This is a genomic window from Rickettsiella endosymbiont of Aleochara curtula, assembly GCF_964030935.1.
Lineage (GTDB): Bacteria > Pseudomonadota > Gammaproteobacteria > Diplorickettsiales > Diplorickettsiaceae > Aquirickettsiella.
Genome location: NZ_OZ034990.1, coordinates 724719 through 750069, shown reverse-complemented (window position 1 = coordinate 750069; position 25351 = coordinate 724719). Strand labels below are relative to the sequence as shown.

Below are 25351 nucleotides of genomic sequence, written 5' to 3'. Positions count from 1 at the left end.
ATGTCGGCAGAAACGATAAATGCTTTACCTACGGATAAGAAAATTCTATGGTTATTTCCATTATGTCTAATCTTTTATGAATTACCATTATATTTTGCAACTAATATGTACTTGCCCGCTTTACCAGCCATGAGTCAAACATTTGGAGTTAACGCAAGTTTAGCACAATTAACCATAGCAATTTGGTTTTTGGGAGCATCTAGTTTTCAAATTTTTCTAGGCCCTTTGGCAGATCATTTTGGGCGTCGTCAAGTTTTATTAGGGAGTGGATTATTTTTTGTAATGGCGAGTATGTTGTGCGCACTAACAAGTAATATTGGTATTTTTATCGCTGCACGATTTATTCAAGGTTGTGTGGTGAGTAGTATTTTAGTAACTGGATATGCAGCTATACATGAGTTACTTGACAGCGAACAGGCTATTAAAACTTTATCTTGGATGGGAGGTATAACTGTATTAGCTCCGGCTATAGGACCCTTTTTAGGAAGCTTTTTGATAAATATATTTTCTTGGCGGAATATATTTTTTCTACTTGCTTTAATAGCAGCTTTGGCCCTTTATTTGCTTTATTTGTATATGCCTGAGACCCAAGAAAAAAAAATAAATTTGTCATGCAAAGACACTTTAAAAAATTTCAAAATAGTAAGCATTAACAGAAATTTCCTATATTTTACACTTCCATTTTGTCTTTTATTTGCAGCTATGATGTGTTGGGATACTTTCAGTCCATTTTATATTATTAAATATTTAGGACTAAGCGTATTTTATTTTGGAATAGTTCAGTCCATCGTTTATGGTGGATTTATTATCGGTACTCATTTAATTCGTGTGTTTATTACAAAAGTTAATCTCATCATTCGCTATGGATTAATAAGCGCCTTGTTTTTTTCCATTTGTGTCATTTTTACACTTACTTTACTACCAAATAATGGAAGTATGGTTTTATTTTTTCTAACAGCTTTTACATTAAGCACAGGTTTAGTTTTTTATGCTTTACATAGAAAAGCAATTGAATCAGTAGAGGCTCCTATGGGAGTAAAAATGGCTGTATTTTCAACGGCAATGAATTTATTTGGGTTTTTTGGCAGTTTAATTGCAAGTATGATTCATTTCTGAGTTTAAAATAAGGTAAAATTATGTCTGATGTGTTAGACAGGTGGGATCCTAGCGAATACGAAAAAAATAGTGACTTTCAATATGGAAGTGCAATATCTATACTGAAAGATCTGCCCATTAAATCTAATCAAAAAATATTAGATATAGGCTGCGGCCCAGGAAGAATTACTGCGGCCTTATCAAAACGAATTATTAATGGAAAACTTACCGGAATTGATGTATCAGGAAAAATGATTCGGTATGCTAGAAAACAATATGGATCGATAGAAAATTTAAATTTTATAGAGATGGATGCACAAGCCTTGCAATTTGGTCGTTACGGTTTGAAAAAAATTTACTATGATTGGGTAATTTCTTTTTGGACATTATCATGGATCAAGCAGCATGAAAAAGTAATTTCTGGTATAACCAAGTGTTTAGCAGAAAAAGGAAATATCTTTTTACTTATTCCTCTTAATAATCCGTGCATCGAAAATACTTTTTTAGAATTACGGAAAGAAAAAATATGGAGAAATTATTTTATAAATTATCAAGCGCCTAAAAATGATTTTTCCCCCAAGCTACATATAGATTTAGTTGAGAAATATGGGTTTACTGAAACTAGCTATGCATATAAAAAAATTACTAAAGAATTTCCAGACCGTGAATCCTTAATAAATTTTGCTCGCCCGTGGTTACCTTATCTAGATCCTGTTCCTGATGTGGTTCGAGACTGCTTTCTTAAAACATTTATTACGTCTTATTTAGCAAGATCTAGCTATAATAAAAATATTATAGGATTTGATGTTTTTACGATAACAGCTTCCCAAATGTCTATGGTCAGACAAAAACTTAGGAACAATCAACTACTAAGTTATGAAAAAATTTAAAAAAATTAAGTTTTACTGGGATGATTTGCACATTTATTTATACTATTGGCTTTACAGGGGTAGGATGTCCCACCCCCAATCTAATTTTAGCTGCCGGCAGGGTAAAATAGGAGCGAGTTGTAAAAATGATTGCCATTGTTGGCTGGTTCACTATGAATCCAAGTTGTTTCCGAGGTAGCAAGCCAACAGATGTCCGCTTGAACCCAATGAGGGACTTGGTTTTTTTGCCAACAAGGTGCATTATATTGACACCACATGGTTTCAATTTTATCCATTATATTATCTCCGTATATAAATAAAGACGATACAATATTAGTACTTAAATTATTATTAATCAATGAGCTTTTTCATGTGATTTTTAATTAATTTTACAATCTGGGTGGTTATTTTTCATATATTATCTATTTATACTTATATAAAGATATGATTTAAAAATAATAAAATTCTAAATGTAGAAATAAAACAAAGGAAGTTTTCTGTGACATATTCTTACGCGCTATTATTAGGCGCTTTTTTTCTAGCCATCATCCAATGCTATGTTCCTTTAGTAGGGCTTAATTATCAACATTTGAGCTGGTTAAAATGGATTAAACCGGTAAGTTGGTCGCAATTTAGCTTGGTTACACTAGCACTTATAAGTTTAGCGTATGCTTTTTTAACGAATGATTTTTCTTTTGCGTATGTAGCGCAAAATTCTAATACGCACTTGCCTTGGTTTTATCGCGTGTGTGCCGTATGGGGCGGGCATGAAGGTTCCATATTATTATGGGTTTTTATTTTAAATCTATGGACAGTCGCAGTTATCATATTCAATCCAAGCCTAGAACCTGCCAAGCTAGCGCGAATCGTAGCGGTACTAGGATTCATCAGCGCAGGTTTTTTATTATTTTTATTGACACTCTCCAATCCATTTAGTTTAGCAACCGAAAGATTGATGGATGGACGTGATCTCAATCCTTTATTACAAGATCCCGGCTTAATATTTCATCCACCGTTACTCTATATGGGTTATGTCGGTTTTTCGGTCAGCTTTGCGTTTGCCATCGCCGCATTATTAAGCGGTCGCTTTGATAAGCAATGGGCAAACCGAATGCGACCGTGGACCTTAGCTGCCTGGTGTTTTTTGACCTGGGGAATTGTATCCGGCAGTTGGTGGGCGTACCGCGTGTTAGGTTGGGGAGGTTGGTGGTTTTGGGATCCTGTAGAAAACGCCTCACTATTACCTTGGTTAGCCGGCACTGCATTAATTCATTCCTTATTAGTGGTAGAGAAAGAAGAATTACTAAAAACCTGGGTTATATTACTGGCTATCTTAACGTTTGCGTTAAGTTTAATCGGCACTTTTATCGTGCGTTCCGGAATTTTAATTTCGGTGCATGCCTTTGCCGTTGATCCCTGGCGTGGAGTTTTCATGTTAGGTTTATTAGTGGTACTGATAGGAACAGCATTGGGCATTTATGCCTTCAAGATCCAACATTTTAAACAGCCCACTGCCCAGATTAGCTTACTCTCACGCACTACCTTGTTAATCGTGAATAATGTTTTATTAAGTGTGGTGATATTTACCGTGTTACTTGGCACGCTCTATCCTTTGATCATTGAAGTGCTTGGTTTAGGTAAACTTTCCGTAGGCGCGCCGTATTTTAATATCGTGTTTGCGCCATTTGCGATTTTATTATTATTTTTTATGGGCCTATCCTATTTAATTCCCTGGAAACAAAATGTGCGTGCCGATGTATTGAAAAAGATCGTCAGTATCCTGTTAAGCTCTTTCAGTCTTAGCTTTATATTAATTATTCTATTTAGTAAGGATATGCAATGGCAAGCGCTCATAGGTTTAGGTTTAGCATTATGGATTATATTAAATACTTTGCAGTTATTGGCCGCATCATTCAAAAAAAAATTAAGCTTAAAAAATATTTTTAAAACGCAGGGCGCGATGTTAGTCGCACATTTAGGCGTCGCTATATTAGCGATAGGCATCATTTTAAGTAGTTATTATAGCCTTGAGCGTAATGTGCGGATGAGCGTCGGGGATGACTTATCATTAGCGGGTTATCACTTTAGATTGCAACAAGTATATGCCTTACAAGGGCCCAACTACACCGGCGCAGTAGCCAATATTCAAGTCAATCGCCACAGTAATCAATTGCTACACCCACAATTACGATATTATCCCATAACCGATGTCATGATCAGTAAACCGGCAATCGCGGTTGGACTATGGCGCGATTTATATGTGTCTTTGGCCGAGCCGGTGGGCAAACAGACTTGGGCCTTACGCTTTTATTACAAACCTTTTGTGCGTTGGATTTGGGTGGGTGGACTTTGCATGATGCTCGGCGGTGTATGGGCTATACTTTCCAGACGCTATAAAAAAATTAAATAGACTCTTCGCACTTGTATTTCTGGCTGTGTTGTCGCTCAACTCGCAATCCCCATGTATATTAGATACACTCCGGCTGCTTCATTCGCGGCGCCTTGCCAAAATCCAATTGCTGTGAGTATATTGATACACCGATGCGTTATATTCTTCCGCTGATTGTTTTGTTGATCTTGGTCTTTTTTCTATGGCAAGGGCTTGCAAAGGATCCTAATCTACTGCCATCGCCATTAATTAACAAACCCATCCCAGAATTTTTAGCGAATGATTTACTAAAAAAATCCACCAGATTAAGAAAAAAAATATTTTTACAACATTGGACATTGTTAGTCGTATGGTCAAGCTGGTGTTTAACCTGTACCGAAGAACAGTCCTTTTTGTTAAGCTTACGAAAAAAACATACGATCGAAATGATTGGTTTAAATTACCGTGATGACTTGCAGCGCGCACGACGTTGGCTAAGACAGCAAGGCAATCCATTCCAAAAAATTATCTTTGATCCAGAAGGTTCGTTGGCTATCGATCTCGGTGTTTACGGCGTGCCGGAAAGTTATTTAATCGATCCGCAGGGTGTCATACGCTATAAGCAGGTCGGGCCGCTCACTGCCAGCGTATGGACTCAACAAATGACAACCTTAATTCATTCATCTGTCTAATAAAAGTTTCTTTTATACTCAGGATTAAGCATGCACCTATCTAATAGAAAATCTTTAACGCAGTTTGGTTTAAGCGGAGTTTTTTGTTTGGTAATATTGTTTTCACCATTAGCCGTGGCTAAGTTAAGTGAAATGTATGTCTTTGATTCAACACAGAAAAATAACCAATTTGCAGAAATTATTCATGAAATGCGCTGTCTGGTTTGTCAAAATCAAAATTTAGCGGATTCGAATGCACCACTCGCCAAAGATTTACGCTTGGTGATTTATCGACGGATTAAAAATGGCGAATCGACTGTCCAAATTAGAAATTATTTGGTGAGTCGTTATGGTAATTTCATTTCTTTTAAGCCCGCTTTTTCAGGTTTAACCTACTGCTTATGGCTAAGTCCATTTATTCTATTATTAGTTATTTTGCTCATACTATTATTCAAAATAAACAAATTTGATATACGTGCTTCTCGTCATTAAATTAATTCTACTGTCCTTTTAGACAGCTTACTTTTTATTTTTTATTTCTGCATAATTATTTTTTTGATAAAAAAATCATATTTTTAAATTTAATTAGACATCTATAAGGGATAAGCATGGAACACCAAGAAAAACAACTGCAAGAGACAAGTGTGACTATTGGCAAACGCGCCTTGTTAGTTGAAGACTACATACCGTGCCAAAAAATAATGACGCATTATTTAAAACAACTCGGTTATGAAGTAGAACTGGCAGATAATGGCATCACGGCCGTAGAACAAATACAGAGTAAGGTCTATGATTTAATTGTTGAAGATCTCGGTTTAAGTGGCGTAACCGGCAAAGAAGTGATTAAAAAGGTACGTGAAAGCCCACTCAATGTAGGGACGCCCTTATTAGTATGGAGTGCTTACGTTAATAGGTATGATGAAGAAAAATATCTGGCTTGGGGAGCGGATGGTGTTTTAATCAAGGTATGTCAAGTTAAAGAATTAAAAAAAGCGATAGATAAATGTTTTTCGAAAAGCAGATACCATAGAAAATTTCATTATCAATTACAGAATTTTAAAAAGAAATGCGATCAATTTTTCGATGAAGCCCAAGCCTTAAAGGATAGCGAATGTGTTAATCAATTTAAATTTAGTTTGCATGAAGCGTTAGCAACCATAGAAGAACATCAGCATTGGCTGAATCTAAACAAAAATGAAAAGCACGTAGGATAAATACCATTATAATGAAAAATTAAAATGGAGTTTTCAATGGATAAAATTAATACGAATATTTTTAGAGGTCCATGTATATTTAAAGATGACGCTTTTACGATAAAGCATACAACTTCCTAAGCGCCAGACTTATTTGCTTGGATAATGAAAAGTAAAAATGAGCAATATCAAAAAATAGAATATATTTCAAAAAAAATTAGTAATAAATTTAAAATCTTAAAGAATACATACGATAAGGAAGTAAATTCATCGAATGTATAAATTAAATAAAGATAAATATTTAGATGATACGTTTGTTATTCCCGTCGGTAAGGATAGCAAGAGTCAGAATGGAATGACCACGTTTTTCAAAAAGCCGGTAAATTCTTGGAAATAAACATCTAAAATATCTTTCCAAACAGAGTCATGATTTGCTCGTATATTTTGTTCAGCCATTTTTATTCTTCCTTATGGTTAATGGATGGAGATTCGAACTTGATCAATATCTAAAAAGACAGCATACTGTCTGAAAAATGTTTAAGGATATTCGAATAAAAGATCAATTAAAAATTTTATATCAATATAATAAAAAAATTAACATTATTTTTTTAAAATTTTAATATATAATATTTTTGCGTGATTAATATTTAACTATTATGAATAATATAAAAACAGTTTCTGCGCTAGATAAATTGCATGAAATATCCATTTTAGGTATTTATGACAAAGAATTAATTTATAAAAATAGCTTGTGTTGACTCTTTTGCTAAAAATATTAATAATCGCGATACCATAACTTAAGCGTAACTCTGTTTATTGCAGGTATAAAAATGACAAAAGAAAACAATCCTATAAAAGCACCAAGTTTTCGTATCGCGCATTGCGGAACTTTTCCAAACTACCACCTGGGGAAATTATTTTTAAATGAAAAAAATATAATTTATCTTGTGAGTGTAGGAAAAGAGAAATTTGAAAAGAAATGGGTAGAGCGTTTTGTTAATTTCATTAAAGAAATAAAACCTAAAAAAACTATTATTGTTGTAGCTGATAGTTTACAGCGATTTAACATCGAAGTAGATGAAAATATGTCAGAAATTGCAGCCTTACAAGAATCTAAAAATAGAGGGGAAAAATGGGTGGAAAAATATAAATCTTATTTCTCAACCCCAGAAATAAACTACGAGTTTACTCATTGGGATACTCTAAAAGAAGATGTGGATTTTGAGCAGTATTTAGGCGAAATTATAAGTTTGAGCACTCAACATACCGAGTTTAAAGAGGCTCTTTTAGACTCTTCTAAAGAATATACTGAGCGACCGTCTAGAATAAATTCAAATCATGTATCGGATCAAAAAAAAGCAGAAAGCAAGTCTTGTGATTTCTTACAAGAAGAATGTGCGGTATTTCAGATTCTAGCAAAAGAGAAAGATAATATAGCCATCGTATATCCTGGTGCTGCTACCAAAGTGTTAGCTTTCTCTATAGCGCATATTAATAAAAACTATAGAGCCGATAACTCTTTTTATTGGCTGCATATGCGCGCTACCAAAGAACGAAAGAAAAATAAAAAACTAGATGTACAACTAAGCAATAATATTGAATTGGATAATAAAGAATGCAAAACTATCAAAAATCATTTTAAAGTAAAATTTTTTAGACGGTTCTCTTTAGATGAAAGTCAATCATTTAATATTCAAACAAGTAAAAATAAAGAAAATGATTTGAATCCCTCTCCTTTTTTCAGAAGACCTTCCCTAGATGCTAATGCGTACAATCAGGTACTAAAACATTACATTATATAAAAGGGGGTTTAAAATGTCTAGAACAACAACTTATGAAAATTTAATAAATATTGTAGCGAAAGCACCGGGACATTTTTATTGGAAGGATACAAAAGGAGTATATCAAGGCTCTAATGATGCGCAGGCTATTTTTTTAGGATACAAATCTGGTAAGGATTTGATTGGGAAAACTGACTTCGATTTACCTTGGAAAGAGCAAGCTGGCTATCTACAACAAATCGATAGACAAGTCATGGAAACTCAAGAGGAATACTCTGTAGAAGAAGTTGTTAATTGTAATAAGGGTTTAAAAGCAATCTTTTTTTCTCGAAAGATTCCATTATATGATCCTAAAACTAAAAAAGTGATTGGAATCATTGGATCTTCTTTAGATATTACAGGGAGTAAGAAAGCTGAAATTGCTAAGCAGGAATTTTTAATGAATATGAGCCATGACCTTCGCACGCCTTTGGCAGGGATTATTGGCCTTTCAAGTTTACAAATCGATGAAGCAACCAGTGCTCAGGAAAAAAAGTATGGCGAATGGATCCATAGTGCAGGTGAGCAGCTTTTAGGATTACTTAATTCTGTGATAGAAGTTACGGCTACTGAACAGCAAATTGAAAACAAAAAAAAAGAGAATATTAATTTATCGCAATTTGCAGAGGAACTTCTAGCATTAATGCAACCCGCAGTAGCGGCTAAAGAATTAGATTTTCAAATTAAACTCGATAAACATTTACCCTTGGTTATTAGTGACCGTATTAAGCTTAAAAGAATTATACTTAATCTCTTATCTAACGCATTAAAGTTTACTAAACAAGGAACTATAACTTTAAAAATAAATGTATTGACCATGAAAAATGATAAAGCCGCAATAAAAATATCAGTAATCGATACCGGCATTGGTATTAGTAAAGATAAACTTGAAAAGATATTTGATCGTTTTTATCGTGTGCATCCCTCCTACCTTGCAGAATATACTGGATATGGGCTTGGATTATACCTAGTTAAAAAAGCTACTGAATCATTAGGTGGAAAAATAAAAGTCTCTAGCGAAGAAGATAAAGGTAGTTGTTTTAGTGTGGAATTTAACTTTACTGTAGTCGAGCCTGATTCTAACGCGCTATTATCGATATACTCAGAACCTATTATGGAACCTCAACCTATAACCGATAAGCAAAAAGGTTCGGTTTTAGTTGCAGAAGATAATACTTTAGTTTTATATGTTGTTAAAAAAATGTTATCAAGCCTAGGTTACCAAGCTATAACAGAATCGACAGGAGAAACAGCATTACAGGCATTAAAAACGCAAGTATTTGATTGGGTATTATTGGATATTGGTTTACCCGATTTAAGTGGGATAGAAGTCGCAAGACACTATCGTCAATGGGAACAAGAAAATAATAAATCACATCTACCAATCTTTGCTTTAACAGCACATGCGGAAAAACAAGTTAAGCAACAATGTAAGGATGTAGGTTTTGATTATGTGCTTCAAAAACCTTTTACCGACAAGGACTTCAAAACCATAGAAAAATTTTTAAAATAAATTAAATATTTGTTATTTCAATATATAATATTTAAACTATTACAGTATTGTTATGTAATTATATGGTTAAAAATAAGTTAAAAACTTTTACTATTTTAAATAAACTACATGGACAAGAAAAACAATCTAAAAGAGAAATAGCTCAAACTTTCCTAGAATATGTAGATAGCCTGCCAACCAATAAACGCATCGAACAAATGGAGGCTATACTTTATGAAAGAAACCTGCCTACACTGGATCGTCGTTTAACTCCACAAGAGAGAAAATGTCTGTTCTTAGCCAGTAAGGGAAAAGAAATCAAAGATATGGCAAGTATTTTAGGCCTATCGTAGCGTACTATTAAATATCATAGAGCGAATGTTATTAAAAAACTTGGGGGTGAAAATATTACAGCTGCTGCTACTTCCAGTTTCCAATATCAGATTAATGAAGATAAAGATTATATATATTCTCGCTTATCTGGGACTCAGAATAATTAAATTTTTGCTGAAAAGAGATAGTTTGAAAGTTTTACATTCAGGACAAGCGAAGCTTAATATTAAGGAACCACCTATAACAAATCGGGATGCTAAATGGATCAATTTCCTAACAAGCCGCATACCTATTTTAGATCGTAATAATAAAGTGACTAGCGTCGTTGGAATTTCAATAGATATTACTGATCTAAAAAAAATAAATATAGGTTTATGATTTTATAAACTTGTAATTCTGTTGATCCTTAAGCTTAATTTCTTATAAGTAAAGTTCATGACATGCAACTAATTATTGAAGTGTTATGTTCCTATTTGAGGAATATATTAATTCTTTATTTTTTTAGTTTAACAGATAGGTCAAAGAAATCTTGGTCAGAAATAATCTATTTACCTTTCAGCAAAATTTTATATTTGATAATATAAAATACAATATAATTTTTTATTAAAAAATAATAACTCGAGATAACTATATATGAAAAAAATAAAAAAAGCTAAGTTCAAAGGAAATATTGAGGGCCTTAAAAAAGCTAAATGTATTTTAATGGGTATTAGCATGAAGCAAACTCATCAATCTGGTGAAGAGTTACATGCTTTCATCAATGAAATCGGTAAATATACGAATATAAAAAAAATTATTTTTGTAATAACTGATTATTTACATCGTCATTATGTGCAATTAGAGTATGGCTTTACGCCTGAAAAATCTGGAGAAGAATCAGAAAAAATGGGCGAGGTTTGGATGCAAGACAACAAATTTATTTTGAAAAATTTAACTTCTGTTGAGCTGGAAATAATTAAATGGAAAAGTTTAATTGAGAATTCTAATCTATCTAATGAAGATATCCCTTTTGTTAATTGTTTAAAAACAGTACAAAATTATTATAACAAAGACGCTTATTTTCACCAATTAGTAGATGTTTACTCAAAAAAATTTGGGAATAAATATTATAATCGATTGAAGGATAAAGTTACATTGGAACTGTGCACACAGACGGCTAGGGATTATTTTTTAGAAGAAAGTGCAATTATTTTAAAATTTATTTCCCTAAAGTTTGATATAATGACTTACCCCGGAGAATGTAATCAAGGAATAAGCTATGTTTATGATCAATGTTTTGGTAAGCCTTTAAATTTTATCTCTTATCGTTTTCGAAAAAACGGCAAAGAAAATAAATTTTTTCCTACAATTGAACAAGAACAAGAACAAAAAGAAGTTAATATTAATGAAATCCACCAATTTAAAAAAAGTATTTGAAGATTCACAAGAAACCTTAAATCAATTTTTAATTACTCAATTACCAATTAATATTTTTTTAATTAATACAGAAGGTTATGTCTGTTGGGCTAATAAAAACCTTTTAGATTTTGTAAGTATGGATACGGTAGATGATGTGATAGGAATGCATATAAGTGAGTGGGATAAATGTCGATGGCATGCTATTGAGGAAGTACTTAAATCTCAGCAAGAGACCATTACCGAGGAGTTTTATAACGGAACATTTTTTTCTACTGTAAGAAAACCTGTTATTCAAAATGGCGAGCTTATTGGGGTATTAGGGCTATCTATTGATATTACTGAAAAGAAACAATCTGAAATTGCCAAACAAGAATTTTTGATGAATATGGCGCATGATTTGAGGACGCCTTTAATGGGTATTATGGGTCTTGCAAATCTTCAAGCTAATCAACAGATGGATCAGCAAGATCAACAACAATACGGACAATGGATTCATGGAGCCAGTGTACAACTTTTAGAACTGCTTAATTCAGCGATCACAGTCAAAACTTCTGAACTTCAGATAGAGTGTGTGAAAAATGAAAAAATAGATTTACTACAACTTGCTCATGAGTTACAAATACTGATGAAACCCTCATTGGAGTCCAAAGGGTTAAGCTTTCAATTACAATTAAAAAACGGATTGCCGGTTGTTATCAGTGATCGAATAAAACTGAAAAGACTTTTACTTAATCTCTTATCTAACGCATTAAAGTTTACTAAACAAGGAACTATAACTTTAAAAATAAGAGTATTAACCATAAAAAATGGTAAGGCTGCAATAAAAATATCAGTGATCGATACCGGCATTGGTATTAGTAAAGATAAACTGGAAAAAATATTTGATCGTTTTTATCGCGTTCATCCCTCCTATCTTGCGGAGTATACTGGTTACGGTCTTGGTTTGTACTTAGTTAAAAAGGCGACTGAATTACTGGGTGGAAAAATAAACGTCGCTAGCGAAGAAGGCAAGGGTAGTTGTTTTAGCTTGGATTTTAAATTTAGCTTAGCTGAGCCATGTTCTGATATGAAATCTCCTGTAGATTCAGCACCGACTTTTGTGCCCCAGGTTATCGCAGACAAATTAAAAGGCTCGGTTCTAGTTGCTGAAGATAATACGTTGGTTCTGTATGTCGTTAAAAAAATGTTGGCCGGTTTGGGTTATCAAGTTACAACGGCGTCAACCGGCGAAGAAGCATTGCAGGCATTAAAAATGCAACCTTTTGATTGGGGAATATTAGATATTGGTTTACCGGGTTTAGATGGTATCGAAGTCACCAAACAATATCGCGAATGGGAACAACTAAACAATGACTCTCGTTTGCCAATTTTTGCTTTGACTGCGCACGCCGAGGATAAGGTTAAAAGTCATTGCCAGCAAATAGGCTTCGATTTTGTTCTGCATAAGCCTTTTACGGAGAAAGATATGAATATTATCCAAAAATTTTTAAAATAAATTAAATAGTTGGTTTTTTGTTTATAATGTTGTTTAAATATTTCGAATCACTCGAGAATTATTTTACATTTATATGCTTAAAAATAAACTAGGGACTTTTGCTCTTCTACACAAATTATATAAACAAGAAAAACTATTTAGGAAAGAGCTGGCTAAAACATTTCTAGATTACCTTGAAACCCTTCCGATAAATAAACGTATTGATCAAATTGAATCGCTGCTGCATGAAACGAAAATTAACAGTATAGTGACACATGATTCACGTTTGACGTCACAAGAAAAAAAATGTCTATTTTCGGCAAATAAAGGAAAAGAAGTCAAGGAGATGGCAAGCATTTTGGGTCTATCGCCACGTACTATTAAATATCATAGAGCTAATATTGTTAAAAAACTTGAAGTTTCTAATCTTACGGCCGCGGTTGCTTCTAGATAATGTCTTGTTGGTCATTGCGAGCGCGTGGCAATCAGTGAATATGAAACGGTGGATGGCCACGCTCATTGCATGAGCTCGCCATGACGACCAATAATCTTGTTTCATTTCATAGGCTCGACATGACATGTAATCTACTTGTCATTGCGAGCGTGCAGCGCGCGGCAATCTAGCAAGTCTGAGTTCGTGGATGATCACGGAAATGAATATTTGCTCACCATGACGAAGAAAATCTGTATTTCAATTTGCAATACTTTTGTTATTATATAGAACATAAGCATAATACTTCATGCTTATAGATTCAGTATAAACTTCCCCTATGAGGAGTGTTGCTTGATTCATAAAGTTGCTGTTGTTGGTGCTGGTATTATTGGAATGACCAATGCGATTGGTCTTCTTCAAGAAAATAAAAATGAAATTATATACGACGTGACTATTATTTCTAAAGAAGGTCCGTTGGATACAAATTCGGATCAGGCGGTAGCTACTTGGTTCCCACCCAACGATGATAAGCCTTTATTACAAAAATATTGTTTGGAAAGTTTGGAAAAATTTAATGAATTAATAAAGAATAAAACTCCTGGGGTAGATAAAATTCAACAAACTCTTTTTTTCGAAAACAAAAAACATTTTGAAAATAGTGTTTGGTCAAAAGCAACTACAAGAGAATTAGTTCAGCTTATAGAGATTCCGCAAACTGAATCAGAAACCCAAGATAGTTTGCCTGCTGTACGAGTAACGATCCCTCTTATTAATCCTACTTTTTATCGCCCGCACATGTTAGAACACTTTAAAGCCTTAGGTGGTAAATTAGAGCATGAAGAAATAACTTCATTAAGCAATCTGACTAAGTCATACCCTATCGTTATCAATAGTACAGGTTGGGAGGCTAAATATTTAACTTCCGATGATTCGGTTTATCCTGTGCGGGGTCAGACTGAAACATTTGATACACCGCTCAAATTAAATAAAGGTTCTATTAACGTTGAGCATTTGACTATGTATGTTGTTTATCGTCCTGCCAAAGTAGGGAATGGAGATTGCGTGGTTGGAACAACCTATCAGGAGCATGATGCAAATAGAGAAGTCAGAACGAGTGATAAACAAGATATTATTAGTAGAGTCTCAACATTTTTTCCTACGGTAAAAAATATGACTACCGTTTCAAAGGTTGGCATACGTTGCGGACGACCTGAGGTGCGCGTCGAGGAAGAAAGAGTCGGAGAATCCATGATAGTGCATTGCTATGGACATGGTGGCAGCGGCTATAGTGCTTCTTGGGGAAGTGCAAATAAGGTGTTGGAGTATTGCAATCGTTTTGTAAATGAAAAGACCCAACAAATTAGACCAAAAATTTAATTTTTCTTGGATTTGTTATGTTTATTCTGATAGTCGGTATTAAGGCTAAACGGATTAAAATTAGTTTGCGTATCATAGATATCTAAATTTTCGATCATTTTTAAGCGTTTGGCCAGGCGTATTGAAAAGGGTAATAGTAAAATCTCAATAGAGACCATAAATCCCCATGAAGTTAGCATGTGTTGTAAGAAATGTTTGTTTGGAATCAAGTTATAAAAGGCTATCGGGGCATAGATTAGTTCATTAAACGTATAAGCGGTTAAAGTAGAGCCGATAAAACGTAGGCCCATATACTTACCATCTAATTTAATCTTTAGTTTGGCGACGATATAAGAATTAATACTTTCAGTAATTAAATAACTTAAAATCGCTGCAAAAATAATACGATTATTGGTATACAAAAAAGTAGTGATGGCGACTCGTGAAATAGAGTCAGGAGCAAGCAGAGCAATAACTAATTGGCCATAGAGAATAAAGATTAAAAAAAATAGTAAGGCTGTCCAAACGGCTATTCTTGCGTGTTTATAGCCATAAACTTCGGTAATAATATCAGAAATAAGATAGGTTAACGGAAATACGATGGATCCAGCTCCGGTGTTTAATCCAAAAATTTGTATTTGTCTTGGGTCAAACCAATTAGACGTAAAGAAAATTAACGTATAGGCTAAGATGAATAGCCATAAATATCGATGTCTAATATTGCTTAGTTGCGTACTATCGGTTTTTACCGCTCCTAAGCTCATCGTTTAGTTTTCCTTAAAATTTATTTTTTTAATACCTGCAAGCAATTAAAGGTCTAGCTTATTAAATCCATTATTTCTAGCAATGTAATTTACCTCAAATCTAAAAAAATTAAACTGTGTGTTTTGGTCATATATGTCTATTTCTTCTATTTTTTTTACTATTTCTATTAAGTAAATCATGATTGGTAAGATAATTAATAATGTTAGTAGGCTAATAAAGGCATTGGAAATAAATTTTTGATTCATTAAAGCAGCATAGGTGTTAATGAGACTAAAAATTGATCCGCTGATTATTATTGAGAATATAACCGGGATTAACAGTCGTAATTTCATATAATATCCGCTCAGTTTCAATTTTAATTTTGCCAAAAGCAATATATTGAAGGGTTCAGCAACAAAATAGCTTAGCATAAAGATAAATGAACTTTTTAAATAGCTGCTTATGATCGAATTAAAAGTCATATTATGGATGGCGTAACAGGGACTGGGTAAATTAATAATGAACAGTGCATAGAAAATTGATAGTATATTGAAAAAAAATCCACACCATACTGCGCGTCGGGCATTTTTATAGCCATATACTTCGGCAATGAAACTAGATAATAGAAACGTAATAGGACAAATGATTATTCCTGCATTAAGCGTTAAATTTTTTAAAGAAATGCTGCATATGACAAACCAACTGCTCAGTAAGCTCAACATGGCATAACTCAGCGTGATAAACCATAAACATTTAGTATCTAAACTACGATAAGCATTATTATTCAGATTTTGACTGATCAATTGCAACTTCCTCGAAAGAGATGACTAAGCCCTTAGCAATACTTTTGCCGACAGCTAAACCTATCTTTTCATTAATTATGACGTTGGATTTTTTTAAATCATTGTTATTAAAATCATTCCAGGGTTCTTTAAAGATATGTCGTTTATAAGGGAGGGCACTGGTTACGATAAGATAATTATTTTTCATGCATAGACTTTGCGGTCTAATTTTTTCTTTATTTATGCCAAGATAAAGACAAAATAGGTTATCAAGTTTTTTCGCCAACATGGTTAATAACATACTCCTCCATGCGGGATTTAAGTTTTAGCATTGACTTGTACGACCACACCTAAGATTGAATGTAACTGTGGGTCCAAGGTTAATGGCGGTGTACTGTTATCGTAAGTCATAAGTAGCATCTTATGGGGTTCAAGATAAATTTTTCTTATTAAAGTATGAGGGTTATCTTTGATTTTAACGGCGACTAAACTATCATTTTCTAGCGTTGCATTCGGATCAACAATAAAAATAGAGCCTTTTTTAAAGATAGGTTTAATTTCTTCTTCGGACAGCAGCGCAATTAGGTTTTTAGCTGAGGTGCTTAACTTAATGTGTATTTGACCAATTTTATCGAGCTTAGTTGCATCAAAAGAATAAAGCGGTAACTCTGCCTCGGTATTAAAAGAAAAAGCCTGCTGCTCCTGAATAGTCATTTCAGATTCAGCGCTAATCCCCATCAACAGATCATTAACCGTGATATTAAAGCCGTCTAATTTAAAAAATTCGACAATTTTATATAAAGTATCAATTCTAGGATTATTAACACGTTTAGTGGGTTCTAGATGAATTAACCTTAGCAGCACCGAATGTGGCATATTTAAGGATTTTGCCAGCCGATATAGCGTAAAATTTACGCCGTCGCGTGCCGTTTTCATTTGCATTAAAGTTCTTAAAGTGAGATGTATTTTATTAGCATTCATGGTGCACTTCACTGTTATTAATATTCAATATTTTTTTATATTTGATGCTATGTCTTAAAGCACATACTCATCCATAAGATAGAATGCACAACTTGTTATTCCTAATAAGCTAACGCAAATTGAATAACTATTCAATTTATTTGTAAGTTTTTTTATAAAAAATGCTATTTAGAAAAATTTATTTAAACAGCCAAATAATAAGAAAAAAAATCATAAAGTTTTATCTGCTCCAGAGCGAGGTGCCATACCAAAATCTTGATGATCATCCTTATTTTTTTTCTTATAAAAATCACAGTAGGCTTTTTTATCAGGAAATATGCTGAGGAGCTGCTTTAAATCTTCGATTTCCTTTTTAATGACCTCGATATCTGCTTGATATTTCAGAATGGCACCCTGATACTTAATATACATATCCCAATTATGATCAAGCTTTTCTCTTAATTGATTTATTTCATCTAAGTTTTGAGGGTTCTGGATTAAAGCGGCACTTAATCTTCGCTCTGAATCGTTAACAAAGCTTAATCTTCCACTTTTTAATTGAATCGAATCACTAAGTAGCTCATTCAATGCGCGCAAACGATCTCTTTTTGGATTCAATTGCGCGAGTAAATTTTTAGCATCCATATAATTAATTAAATAAAAATTAAATTATACAAAATAGTTAATTTCGTATCTAGTCAATTTAAAAAATGTAGATTAGACTAAAAAAGCTACGAAAATCATAGGGAACAACTACAATAAAAGGACTTATTCATGCTTCAAGAAGTTAATGCCAATTCATTTGATCTCGCCTTCAATCGATTTATACAAGATGGTTTTTTTGAGTTAAGTAACTCATCTCTACATTTAGGACAACTTAATCAACTTCAAGAATATATTTCTGGTGAACGTAATCCAGAAATTCCTTACTATCAATTTCATTTAAACAACGTTTATCTCATTCCACATTATGTCTTTGAAGATGTCATCGCTGGTGCAATTACTGAGCATGAACATGTCGTTGGAAATGATCACCGTGATAGGCATGTTGATGCCCATTTAGTCAGGATGCTTGCTCCTTCGAATAACTTTAATTTGGGGCTACCCATTACGAATCAAATCACTGATTTTAATAGTCAAAAAAATCATTTTGAAAGAACATTATTTTATTTATTAACTGTTCCTGCAACCTGGAATGAGATTGACTTAAATGGTGCTTATTTTTCTAATGAGAATAAAGATCTACCATTAAGCTTTAATTTCGGCAATAATTTGTTAAAAAAATTAGAGAAAGACGAAACTATCCTAGAAAAATTAAGTTTAGTGGGAATAGATTTTCGGCAAAATATCTTGATTGAAACCTTGGAAAGAGCCTCAGCATTGGAATTTTTAGGCCTAAAAATAGATTGGCAGCATGATGATGAATTTCATTGGTTAGTCCCTGAATTAGCCAAGCATCCCAGTTTAGTGACCTTGGACTTAGGAAATATTCCCCTTGAAAGAACGAGTTATAACAGTTTAATTTCACTACTTTCTAGAAATTATCGAATCAATAGAATTAGATTTAGAAAGCCAGTAGCTGAGAAGTTTATTGGTTTAGAAGCAACCCACGAAGCGATCAGGCAACGTTTAGCAGGAGATCGAGAAGGACAGTTTAAATCTGAACAATTAAATGAAAATAAATTGGTATCTTTAGCGGAAGAAGCCATACAATTCAATCATGTCGAGTATTTACAAGTAGTCTTAAGTTATCAATTGGATTTGGGTAGCATTACTGCTGCAGATAAAGATAACAATAAGGAAATTTGGATACAAAGGGCTTGTAGTATTTTACCCGAAGTTTATAAAAATCATCCAGAATATCTACAAGAGGCTTCGTCGCTGGTTGCGCTTGATTTAAGCAAAGTTTATAAAGAGACGAATAAAACCATTGGCTATTATTTATTGGAAAAGGCTTTTAGGGTAAAGAGCGCAGGTAGTATTCAATTATTATTGCAAGCAGGGGCTAATATATTTGAAACACCGAAGGATCAAAAAATATTTTTATTAAAACGACTATTTGATGGAAACGAGTGCCCACCCTGGAAAGAAGCGGTGATAGAACATATCCAACAAAATTTAAGCATTTTAGCGCCTAATATTTCAAAGTTACATAATTTCTTTGATTTATATGTCACATTTAACAATATAAAAAAGCATTTTGATAACTACTTAGATAAATTAAAAACGAGAATGACGCATCCGGTTTATATACAGGTGATAACCGGTGTACATGCATTTTTAGAGGAAAGATACGAACAATATATCAAAAGTTTACATCGATTAGTGGATTCCATTACAGCTGTTACTACCAAAGGCCTCAATGAAGAGGGAAATATTGCCTATGACTCTATGGTAAAGTTGATGCAGTACACTAAAGAGATGATAGAAGATGCAAAAAAAGCTAGTCGAGGTGTTTTAAATCGTTCTGAATTCAACGATGGCTTGATACGCTTAGGAGAAGAATTACATTACGAAATCGATCGTTGTAAAGATATTCTCCATCATCGAGAACTTGCCATGGCTAAAGCTGCCGCTCCCCACCTAGAAGAAACTATCTTAGTAGCAACTAAGGCACATAAAGAAAAAAAGAAAGAACAAGGAGGGCAATTGAATATTCAAATGGAAAAAAACAATGTACTGCGGGCGCAATTGAGTGAACAAATTACGGAAAATAATTTTCTTCGAGAACAAGCTAATGCTCAAGAAGCTGAAATTAAAAAATTGAATGAATTAATGAAGCAATTTTTACCTCAGCAGAAGGTCAATCCAGCGCAAAAAGAAACAACCCGAGCTGGGCCAAGTTTATTTAGACGCTAGGAAGACTATGGAGGGTAATGAAAGTAACTATGCTAACTATGTTATTACAAAACATTGGCCAGCGACTTTCTAAGCAACCCTTCACATGGATGTCTTGGTGGTCGGGCTTAAGATGGGGAGCTTTTATAAGCATTCACCCTCCACTAACCGAAAAGATTGCCTTATGGAGTCGAGATGATAGTAGCTTAAAGAGTATAAAGCTCTTTAAGCTAACTCCTAATGAACTACAAGCTGAGATTACTCGTTATTGGGAAAAACCCTTTTGGCACAGATGGCTATTGCGTTTATTTACCTCTATTGGAAGTAAGATTAGGATTTGGTCTTATTATCAACAATGTCTCTCATTTAGAGAGGTGCATAAACAAAACCCCATTCTCGATCAACGTTTACTACGCTATGAACCGGAACAAAAATTCGTTAACTTGTTAATCTCTGCATTAAATCGAGAAAATCTAGTCTTAGAGCAGCGTTTAGAAAGGTATTTCGGTAATCAACCATGGATACAAAAAAACTTTAGCTCGTTATTAATACAGCACGAAAATAGAAGACAGCATACTTTTGTAAAATTAATGGAAAAGCAATTAAAGAAATTGCCATCGGAATATAATCGAGATTTGATAAGAAGGAAATTAGAAAAAGAATATCAGGAGCTTGAAAAAATGCTAAGAGCTTATCTACAAGGTTGGTGTCGAGATACGCCTCAGCAGGACTCAAAAACATCTGAAAGCGATAATGCATTGGTTTATGTGGGACCTCCTGCTATTATAGAGAGGACCGTAAATCCATCCTCTGAAAGTGATCTGAGTTGTTCGAGCTCAATTAATCTTTGGGTTAACCGTAGACGTCAAACTATCGATGCCATTTTGCGGGAACAGCTATCCGAAGAAGAACAAACTAATAAAGTAAAAATAGTATTGGAAGAAAGTCTAAACAGTTTAAATTTACTGACAGATCCCCAGATAGAAAGTTACCAACGAGTGGTAAAGGAAGCGATCCAAGGAAAAGTTAATTATCAAGAAGTCATCAAATGGTCAGAATCGCTGCAATCAGGCTTATTAAAAGTTTACCGAAATGGTGCGCGTTTATTCCATCCAGATAAGCTCAATGGGTCGCCTGGTTTACAAATGTTATTGACGCAGTTATTCCAACAATTTAAACGATCCTCAGAATCTGCTTTAGAAAAGATCCAGCAAGGACAAGATTCCCTGGAAAAATGGTTTGGACATTCTCTCGAATGGGAACTAAGAATTAAGAAACTATTTGAAGAATTAGTAGAAGATCGCGCACGACATAACGAATATATGAGACAAAAACTTGATGAACTAGGAGAGTTACAAAAATCTAATATAGAACAATTTGATGTCTTAAAACAACAATTTAAAGCTAACAAAGCGGCTGTTGATGCTAATGGTGAAGAAATTAAAAAATTAACCAAGTTAGTAAAACAGTTTCTACCTATCTCTGAGAATCAAGCACAGAAACAAGAAGAAAATGAAGAAGCTACCACAAGGTTTTCACCGAGGCCGTAAAAAGCGCTGATATACTCTTAAGCTGTAAAGGGCTTTCTCTAATTCCGTTGAACTCAAATTAGGTAATTGAGTTACTTTTTTATTATGTCAAAAGGAATCAATTTTTATTTCAGCAGAAGGTCAATCCAGCGCAAAAAGAAACAACGCAGACGAGTTTATCTTACAAATTCCCTACATTCGGATTGTGTGGCATAACGATCAGTTTGTTATATGGAGTAAGAAACAACAGTATTTCCAGATGTTAGTCGTGGTCGGGATGAGAGGATTCGAACCTCCGGCCCCTAACTCCCGAAGTTAGTGCTCTACCAAGCTGAGCTACATCCCGCATTTGGCTAATAGGTCAAAAAACTGTGGGGAATTTTATCAGTTTTAGTTTCATTCAGCTAGTTTCAATATGCTTATGTAGGGTTTGTTCCCCCCTTTTTGTGGTAATTGCTAAATTCATTTTATGCCATGGTGGATATCATGCTGGCGATAAGCCTCGGATATTTTTTGTTGATGTACATTAAAAAATCCTACAGAAGGCAATGGTTGAATCGCATTTTTTCGTGGAGTGGGTATAGGTTTTTTTATTTTTTTGAGCTATCATTAACGAACAACACTTTATTAATAGATTCGATTAGATCTGGAACAATGAAATTTTTCTCTTTCATTACTAAATCTGCTTTAAGATTTTCTACGAAATCTGTTAAAAGGTTAACTAATGCCCTTTTTTTAAAGATTGTTGGTAAAGTTAGATAGTCGCTTATAAATTCTTTCAAGATACTGAGATCTGAGATAATTGCTTCGCGATTTGGATCTAGGATAAAATTTTCGGTTACTAATAGATCAAAATTAATTTCTTCATGAATTGCTTGGTTTAAATTCTGATGGTAGGTATCGAGTTCTTTAGCAAAGTTTTTTAGAGTAAACTCTTGAGTCATATTTCGAAGTATGATCCCCTCGATATTAATTTTGTATTGATTTTCAAATTCAGTGAGCAAGAAGAATTTACGCATGGTTTTAAAGGTTCTTAAGTACTTTAAAAAATCGATAATTTCCTCGCGCGCTGGATTGCTCTGGCGATATTTATTAAAAGCGGATATTTGTTCAGCTGCCAATGCTAACTGTTGTTTTCTAACAATGATGAAATTAGAAAATTTCGTTATATCGCTAGGATTAGCGATATAACTTTGGATGAAAAATTGAATCAGTTCATCTGGCATCGAAATAATACGCAAAATAGTTTGATATAATTCATTTTTATAATACGTGCTTTTCTTGATCTTTTTATCTAATTTTGTGGGTTCTTTTTTTATGGCACGCCTTTCATTCAAGTTCCAATGAATTTGGTTTAGCCAATTACAAGCCTCGTAGTTTACTAAATTAGGCAGTGTTTTCAGGTCGGCTTTAGTAATATCGAGATTTTTCCCTTCATGGAGATTATTAAACTTAGGATTTAATTTAATTAAACTTAAACCACCATCAATTTTTATAACTTTTCCGTCTCCATCGACACCTACGTTACCGGCTTTGAAATCAATTTCATTTAACCACAAGGCTAGGACTTGTGTAGCAGCCAAACCAGTAATGCTATTATCGAGTATTAATTTATTTTTTTTTGGAAATAAAAAAAAATGTTCATCAAAGTCAGATATTTCTTTAGAGATCACATAATATTCGCTCGATTGTTTTATAGCCGCCTCATTTCCAGGCATACATACCCAACGTGTTTTTGGTTGTTGAGAAAGTATCAAGCGATAAAATTCTTGGGCAAGCGTTTCTAATATAACTTCTTTTTTATTTTCTCCTAAAAACTTAGCATACCATTGACTTTTTGAGGTTCCATTTTTAAACTTTTTTAAGAAATAAACTTGATGTGAAAAATTATTATTATTATTGTTTAATGTTTTTAAATATTCGAAATTATTTAGATTTTTATAAGGTTTTTTTACAGTTTTTGGCATAGAAACTAAATTATAGGAATTTTTTATGGAATTTTAATGGAACTTTATTAACTCAACCTTAATAGACGCTAATTTTTTTTAAAATAAAAAACGCGAGTAAATCCTCAATTTATCTTACGATAGGAGTAATTCAGTCTTGGTTTATATAAGTTAAACGAAGAATTAATGGCTAATAAGTACGGGTACTGGCGAATTTTGCCAATTGTGCCAGTGCTCGACGGTAGGCTGAATCAGGAATGATCTTTAAGTGCATCAAGGCTTGGTGAATATATTGCTCCGCGAGATTACGCGTATAATCGATGGCGAGGGTCGATTGCATGATGTCAATAATAGACGTTAAATGCTTTTGGCTGCCTTGCGTCAGTGCGGTTCTTATAAGCGCTGCTTGCTCAGCATTGGCATGTTGTAAAGCATAAATTATAGGTAATGTTGGTTTGCCCTCGGCCAGATCATCACCTAAGCTTTTGCCTAGTTCTAGGCTGGTTCCAGAATAATCGAGTGCGTCGTCAATCAATTGAAAGGCGATGCCCAAATGTGTTCCATAATGGGCCATGCCTGAGATTTCTGCTTCAGAGCGTTTAGTTAAAATTGCCGGTTGTTCTGCGGCGATAGAAAACAGCACGCCCGTTTTACCTCGGATAATTTTTAAGCAATATTCTTCATCAACATCGGCGTTGTGACAACTGAGCAATTGTAGAATTTCTGCTTGGGATAGTGTATTGGTGGCGTCAGCGAGCGATGTGAGGACACGCGAATTATTGATTTGACTGATCAATTGAAAAGCACGCGAATAAAGAAAGTCGCCGACTAGAACACTAGCTGAATTACCCCATAAATTATTGGCGGTTTTTTTACCGCGTCGTAGCTCAGATCCGTCAATGACATCATCATGTAATAAGGTGGCGGTATGGATGAGCTCTAAACTAGCAGCCAGTTGTATGTGTGCCTCGCCCTCGTAACCAAAAGCTTTTGCGCTGAGTAAGGCAATTAGAGGACGTAAACGTTTACCCCCGCTATTAATAAGATGCTTGGCCAATTCTGCTATCAAGGGGATGTCAGAATAAAGGCAGCGATCGATGAGGACATCGACTTGGTTAAGATCGCTCTTAACCAAGTCTGTTATGGGGGCTAAATCCATAGAATTGATTAGAAATAATGATTAATTTAAAGCCGAATGCTAGGCGGCGTGGAAAGACCTGTCAAGCAGCAGGGATTTATTGCTTCTTGAGGGGCCCGACCGTATAATGGGCCCGCTTTTAAGGGTAGTCCTTTTAAGTGTACTCGCTCTACCACGCTAGTTGGAGGGCTTCAACCGAGAGATATACTATGAGTCAACCTCAAATTGAAATGCGTCATTACGAAATTGTGCTTTTAATTCATCCTGATCAAAGCGATCAGGTTTCTGCTATGGTTCAGCGTTACACGGCCATTGTTAAAAATAGCGGTGGACAGGTTCACCGTCTTGAAGACTGGGGTCGTAGACAGCTTTGCTATCCTATCAATAAGCTTCTCAAAGCGCATTATATTCTGATGAATATCGAGTGCGGAAAAGAAGCTATGGCTGAACTCAGCGATAATTTTCGCTTTAATGATGCCGTGTTACGCCAGCTCACTATTCAAGTCGATCGGGCAATTACTGAAATGTCTCCCATAGCAAAAGCCAAAGAAATGCAAGGCCATGAACATAGACGAGAGTATTCCAGAGAAACTGAAGTTGAAGGAAGAGCTTAACGGATACCTTGTATGCTGCATAAGCTTTTTTTAATTATTAAATGAGTAGATTATGAACAATTATCAAAATAGACGCCGTAAGCATTGTCGAATTTCTGCCGAAGGCACAGAGGTCGATTATAAAGATATCCCGCTTTTAAAAAATCATCTGACGGAGACAGCTAAAATAGTTCCCAGTCGTACGACAGGAACCTCAGCCTCCGTTCAGCGTTTGATAACGCAAGCGATTAAACGTGCACGATTTTTAGGTTTACTTCCTTACTGTGATAAACATCAAAACATGGGCTAATGTGTTTTG

General features: G+C 34.3%; 25 protein-coding genes and 1 tRNA gene. 18 read left to right on the top strand and 8 right to left on the bottom strand.

Annotated features, from left to right (window positions below; all coding sequences use genetic code 11):
• The 14 genes from AAHF87_RS03250 (at nucleotide 1) to AAHF87_RS03185 (ending at nucleotide 14523) form a co-directional block, all read left to right on the top strand.
• A complete protein-coding gene (locus AAHF87_RS03250; RefSeq protein ID WP_342146990.1) occupies nucleotides 1-1116 on the top strand; it encodes an MFS transporter in 1116 nt (371 codons plus the stop codon).
• A 20-nt stretch (nucleotides 1117-1136) separates the two neighbouring features.
• Entirely contained in the window at nucleotides 1137-1985 is an 849-nt protein-coding gene (locus AAHF87_RS03245; protein ID WP_342146988.1) for a class I SAM-dependent methyltransferase, read from the top strand.
• A gap of 478 nt (nucleotides 1986-2463) precedes the next feature.
• Complete coding sequence (locus tag AAHF87_RS03240; protein WP_342146986.1) at nucleotides 2464-4374, top strand: heme lyase CcmF/NrfE family subunit; 1911 nt, start codon at nucleotides 2464-2466, stop codon at nucleotides 4372-4374.
• A gap of 92 nt (nucleotides 4375-4466) precedes the next feature.
• A complete protein-coding gene (locus AAHF87_RS03235; RefSeq protein WP_342146985.1) occupies nucleotides 4467-5024 on the top strand; it encodes a DsbE family thiol:disulfide interchange protein in 558 nt (185 codons plus the stop codon).
• Nucleotides 5025-5054: 30 nt separating this feature from the next.
• Nucleotides 5055-5495 carry a cytochrome c-type biogenesis protein gene (locus AAHF87_RS03230; RefSeq protein WP_342146984.1) on the top strand — a complete coding sequence of 147 codons (441 nt, stop codon included), beginning with the start codon at nucleotides 5055-5057 and terminating at the stop codon, nucleotides 5493-5495.
• 116 nt (nucleotides 5496-5611) lie between these two features.
• Nucleotides 5612-6217, top strand: coding sequence for a response regulator (locus AAHF87_RS03225; RefSeq protein WP_342146983.1), 606 nt, complete (start codon nucleotides 5612-5614; stop codon nucleotides 6215-6217).
• Between the two features lie 809 nt (nucleotides 6218-7026).
• Entirely contained in the window at nucleotides 7027-7998 is a 972-nt protein-coding gene (locus AAHF87_RS03220) for a hypothetical protein (RefSeq protein ID WP_342146981.1), read from the top strand.
• 13 nt (nucleotides 7999-8011) lie between these two features.
• Entirely contained in the window at nucleotides 8012-9529 is a 1518-nt protein-coding gene (locus AAHF87_RS03215) for an ATP-binding protein (protein ID WP_342146980.1), read from the top strand.
• Nucleotides 9530-9591: 62 nt separating this feature from the next.
• The gene (locus AAHF87_RS03210) at nucleotides 9592-9861 is read left to right on the top strand and encodes a hypothetical protein (RefSeq protein WP_342146978.1); all 270 of its coding nucleotides are present in this window, start codon (nucleotides 9592-9594) and stop codon (nucleotides 9859-9861) included.
• A 169-nt stretch (nucleotides 9862-10030) separates the two neighbouring features.
• Nucleotides 10031-10219 (top strand): hypothetical protein, encoded by a 189-nt coding sequence (locus AAHF87_RS03205; protein WP_342146976.1) that lies wholly within the window; start codon nucleotides 10031-10033, stop codon nucleotides 10217-10219.
• 255 nt (nucleotides 10220-10474) lie between these two features.
• A complete protein-coding gene (locus AAHF87_RS03200; protein WP_342146975.1) occupies nucleotides 10475-11257 on the top strand; it encodes a hypothetical protein in 783 nt (260 codons plus the stop codon).
• Nucleotides 11226-12734 carry an ATP-binding protein gene (locus tag AAHF87_RS03195; RefSeq protein WP_342146974.1) on the top strand — a complete coding sequence of 503 codons (1509 nt, stop codon included), beginning with the start codon at nucleotides 11226-11228 and terminating at the stop codon, nucleotides 12732-12734. Before AAHF87_RS03200 ends, AAHF87_RS03195 begins: the two co-directional genes overlap by 32 nt.
• Before the next feature lie 73 nt (nucleotides 12735-12807).
• Nucleotides 12808-13167 carry a helix-turn-helix transcriptional regulator gene (locus tag AAHF87_RS03190; protein WP_342146973.1) on the top strand — a complete coding sequence of 120 codons (360 nt, stop codon included), beginning with the start codon at nucleotides 12808-12810 and terminating at the stop codon, nucleotides 13165-13167.
• 330 nt (nucleotides 13168-13497) lie between these two features.
• Complete coding sequence (locus AAHF87_RS03185) at nucleotides 13498-14523, top strand: FAD-dependent oxidoreductase (RefSeq protein ID WP_342146971.1); 1026 nt, start codon at nucleotides 13498-13500, stop codon at nucleotides 14521-14523.
• Here AAHF87_RS03185 and AAHF87_RS03180 read toward each other — a convergent pair.
• The 5 genes from AAHF87_RS03180 to AAHF87_RS03160 all read right to left on the bottom strand — a co-directional run bounded on the left by AAHF87_RS03180 (nucleotide 14520) and on the right by AAHF87_RS03160 (nucleotide 17633).
• Nucleotides 14520-15266, bottom strand: a complete 747-nt coding sequence (locus AAHF87_RS03180) for a queuosine precursor transporter (protein ID WP_342146970.1) — start codon at nucleotides 15264-15266, stop codon at nucleotides 14520-14522. The genes AAHF87_RS03185 and AAHF87_RS03180 overlap by 4 nt on opposite strands.
• Nucleotides 15267-15311: 45 nt before the next feature.
• Nucleotides 15312-16049, bottom strand: coding sequence for a VUT family protein (locus tag AAHF87_RS03175; protein WP_342146968.1), 738 nt, complete (start codon nucleotides 16047-16049; stop codon nucleotides 15312-15314).
• Nucleotides 16027-16329: a hypothetical protein gene (locus AAHF87_RS03170; RefSeq protein ID WP_342146967.1), complete on the bottom strand. Its 303-nt coding sequence runs from the start codon at nucleotides 16327-16329 to the stop codon at nucleotides 16027-16029. Before AAHF87_RS03170 ends, AAHF87_RS03175 begins: the two co-directional genes overlap by 23 nt.
• 17 nt (nucleotides 16330-16346) lie before the next feature.
• Nucleotides 16347-17009 (bottom strand): S24 family peptidase, encoded by a 663-nt coding sequence (locus tag AAHF87_RS03165; RefSeq protein ID WP_342146965.1) that lies wholly within the window; start codon nucleotides 17007-17009, stop codon nucleotides 16347-16349.
• 210 nt (nucleotides 17010-17219) lie between these two features.
• Complete coding sequence (locus tag AAHF87_RS03160; protein WP_342146964.1) at nucleotides 17220-17633, bottom strand: hypothetical protein; 414 nt, start codon at nucleotides 17631-17633, stop codon at nucleotides 17220-17222.
• 129 nt (nucleotides 17634-17762) lie between these two features.
• On the opposite strand from AAHF87_RS03160, the gene AAHF87_RS03155 reads away from it, so the two are divergent.
• Nucleotides 17763-19847, top strand: coding sequence for a hypothetical protein (locus AAHF87_RS03155; protein WP_342146962.1), 2085 nt, complete (start codon nucleotides 17763-17765; stop codon nucleotides 19845-19847).
• A 17-nt stretch (nucleotides 19848-19864) separates the two neighbouring features.
• Nucleotides 19865-21376 (top strand): hypothetical protein, encoded by a 1512-nt coding sequence (locus AAHF87_RS03150; protein WP_342146961.1) that lies wholly within the window; start codon nucleotides 19865-19867, stop codon nucleotides 21374-21376.
• Between the two features lie 248 nt (nucleotides 21377-21624).
• Here the strand turns inward: AAHF87_RS03150 and AAHF87_RS03145 are convergent.
• From AAHF87_RS03145 to AAHF87_RS03135, 3 genes are all read right to left on the bottom strand, one after another.
• A tRNA-Pro gene (locus AAHF87_RS03145) sits at nucleotides 21625-21701 on the bottom strand.
• A gap of 244 nt (nucleotides 21702-21945) precedes the next feature.
• Nucleotides 21946-23322 (bottom strand): hypothetical protein, encoded by a 1377-nt coding sequence (locus tag AAHF87_RS03140; protein ID WP_342146959.1) that lies wholly within the window; start codon nucleotides 23320-23322, stop codon nucleotides 21946-21948.
• Nucleotides 23323-23491: 169 nt separating this feature from the next.
• A complete protein-coding gene (locus AAHF87_RS03135) occupies nucleotides 23492-24460 on the bottom strand; it encodes a polyprenyl synthetase family protein (protein WP_342146958.1) in 969 nt (322 codons plus the stop codon).
• Nucleotides 24461-24669: 209 nt separating this feature from the next.
• Between AAHF87_RS03135 and rpsF the strand changes: the two genes are divergently transcribed.
• Complete coding sequence (gene rpsF / locus AAHF87_RS03130; RefSeq protein ID WP_342147868.1) at nucleotides 24670-25053, top strand: 30S ribosomal protein S6; 384 nt, start codon at nucleotides 24670-24672, stop codon at nucleotides 25051-25053.
• A gap of 52 nt (nucleotides 25054-25105) precedes the next feature.
• A complete protein-coding gene (gene rpsR / locus AAHF87_RS03125) occupies nucleotides 25106-25342 on the top strand; it encodes a 30S ribosomal protein S18 (protein WP_342146957.1) in 237 nt (78 codons plus the stop codon).
• The last annotated feature ends 9 nt before the right edge of the window (nucleotides 25343-25351 follow it).

What these genes read in the sequence shown, in the direction of transcription:
- AAHF87_RS03155 (WP_342146962.1), top strand. Translation starts at nt 17,763, where the DNA reads ATGCTTCAAGAAGTTAATGCCAATTCATTTGATCTCGCCTTCAATCGA.
- AAHF87_RS03195 (WP_342146974.1), top strand. Translation starts at nt 11,226, where the DNA reads ATGAAATCCACCAATTTAAAAAAAGTATTTGAAGATTCACAAGAAACC.
- AAHF87_RS03160 (WP_342146964.1), bottom strand. Translation starts at nt 17,633, where the DNA reads ATGGATGCTAAAAATTTACTCGCGCAATTGAATCCAAAAAGAGATCGT.
- AAHF87_RS03220 (WP_342146981.1), top strand. Translation starts at nt 7,027, where the DNA reads ATGACAAAAGAAAACAATCCTATAAAAGCACCAAGTTTTCGTATCGCG.
- rpsR (WP_342146957.1), top strand. Translation starts at nt 25,106, where the DNA reads ATGAACAATTATCAAAATAGACGCCGTAAGCATTGTCGAATTTCTGCC.
- AAHF87_RS03135 (WP_342146958.1), bottom strand. Translation starts at nt 24,460, where the DNA reads ATGGATTTAGCCCCCATAACAGACTTGGTTAAGAGCGATCTTAACCAA.
- AAHF87_RS03140 (WP_342146959.1), bottom strand. Translation starts at nt 23,322, where the DNA reads ATGCCAAAAACTGTAAAAAAACCTTATAAAAATCTAAATAATTTCGAA.
- AAHF87_RS03245 (WP_342146988.1), top strand. Translation starts at nt 1,137, where the DNA reads ATGTCTGATGTGTTAGACAGGTGGGATCCTAGCGAATACGAAAAAAAT.
- AAHF87_RS03165 (WP_342146965.1), bottom strand. Translation starts at nt 17,009, where the DNA reads ATGAATGCTAATAAAATACATCTCACTTTAAGAACTTTAATGCAAATG.
- AAHF87_RS03210 (WP_342146978.1), top strand. Translation starts at nt 9,592, where the DNA reads ATGGTTAAAAATAAGTTAAAAACTTTTACTATTTTAAATAAACTACAT.
- AAHF87_RS03200 (WP_342146975.1), top strand. Translation starts at nt 10,475, where the DNA reads ATGAAAAAAATAAAAAAAGCTAAGTTCAAAGGAAATATTGAGGGCCTT.
- AAHF87_RS03250 (WP_342146990.1), top strand. Translation starts at nt 1, where the DNA reads ATGTCGGCAGAAACGATAAATGCTTTACCTACGGATAAGAAAATTCTA.
- AAHF87_RS03230 (WP_342146984.1), top strand. Translation starts at nt 5,055, where the DNA reads ATGCACCTATCTAATAGAAAATCTTTAACGCAGTTTGGTTTAAGCGGA.
- rpsF (WP_342147868.1), top strand. Translation starts at nt 24,670, where the DNA reads ATGCGTCATTACGAAATTGTGCTTTTAATTCATCCTGATCAAAGCGAT.
- AAHF87_RS03215 (WP_342146980.1), top strand. Translation starts at nt 8,012, where the DNA reads ATGTCTAGAACAACAACTTATGAAAATTTAATAAATATTGTAGCGAAA.
- AAHF87_RS03190 (WP_342146973.1), top strand. Translation starts at nt 12,808, where the DNA reads ATGCTTAAAAATAAACTAGGGACTTTTGCTCTTCTACACAAATTATAT.
- AAHF87_RS03170 (WP_342146967.1), bottom strand. Translation starts at nt 16,329, where the DNA reads ATGTTATTAACCATGTTGGCGAAAAAACTTGATAACCTATTTTGTCTT.
- AAHF87_RS03180 (WP_342146970.1), bottom strand. Translation starts at nt 15,266, where the DNA reads ATGAGCTTAGGAGCGGTAAAAACCGATAGTACGCAACTAAGCAATATT.
- AAHF87_RS03150 (WP_342146961.1), top strand. Translation starts at nt 19,865, where the DNA reads ATGAAAGTAACTATGCTAACTATGTTATTACAAAACATTGGCCAGCGA.
- AAHF87_RS03225 (WP_342146983.1), top strand. Translation starts at nt 5,612, where the DNA reads ATGGAACACCAAGAAAAACAACTGCAAGAGACAAGTGTGACTATTGGC.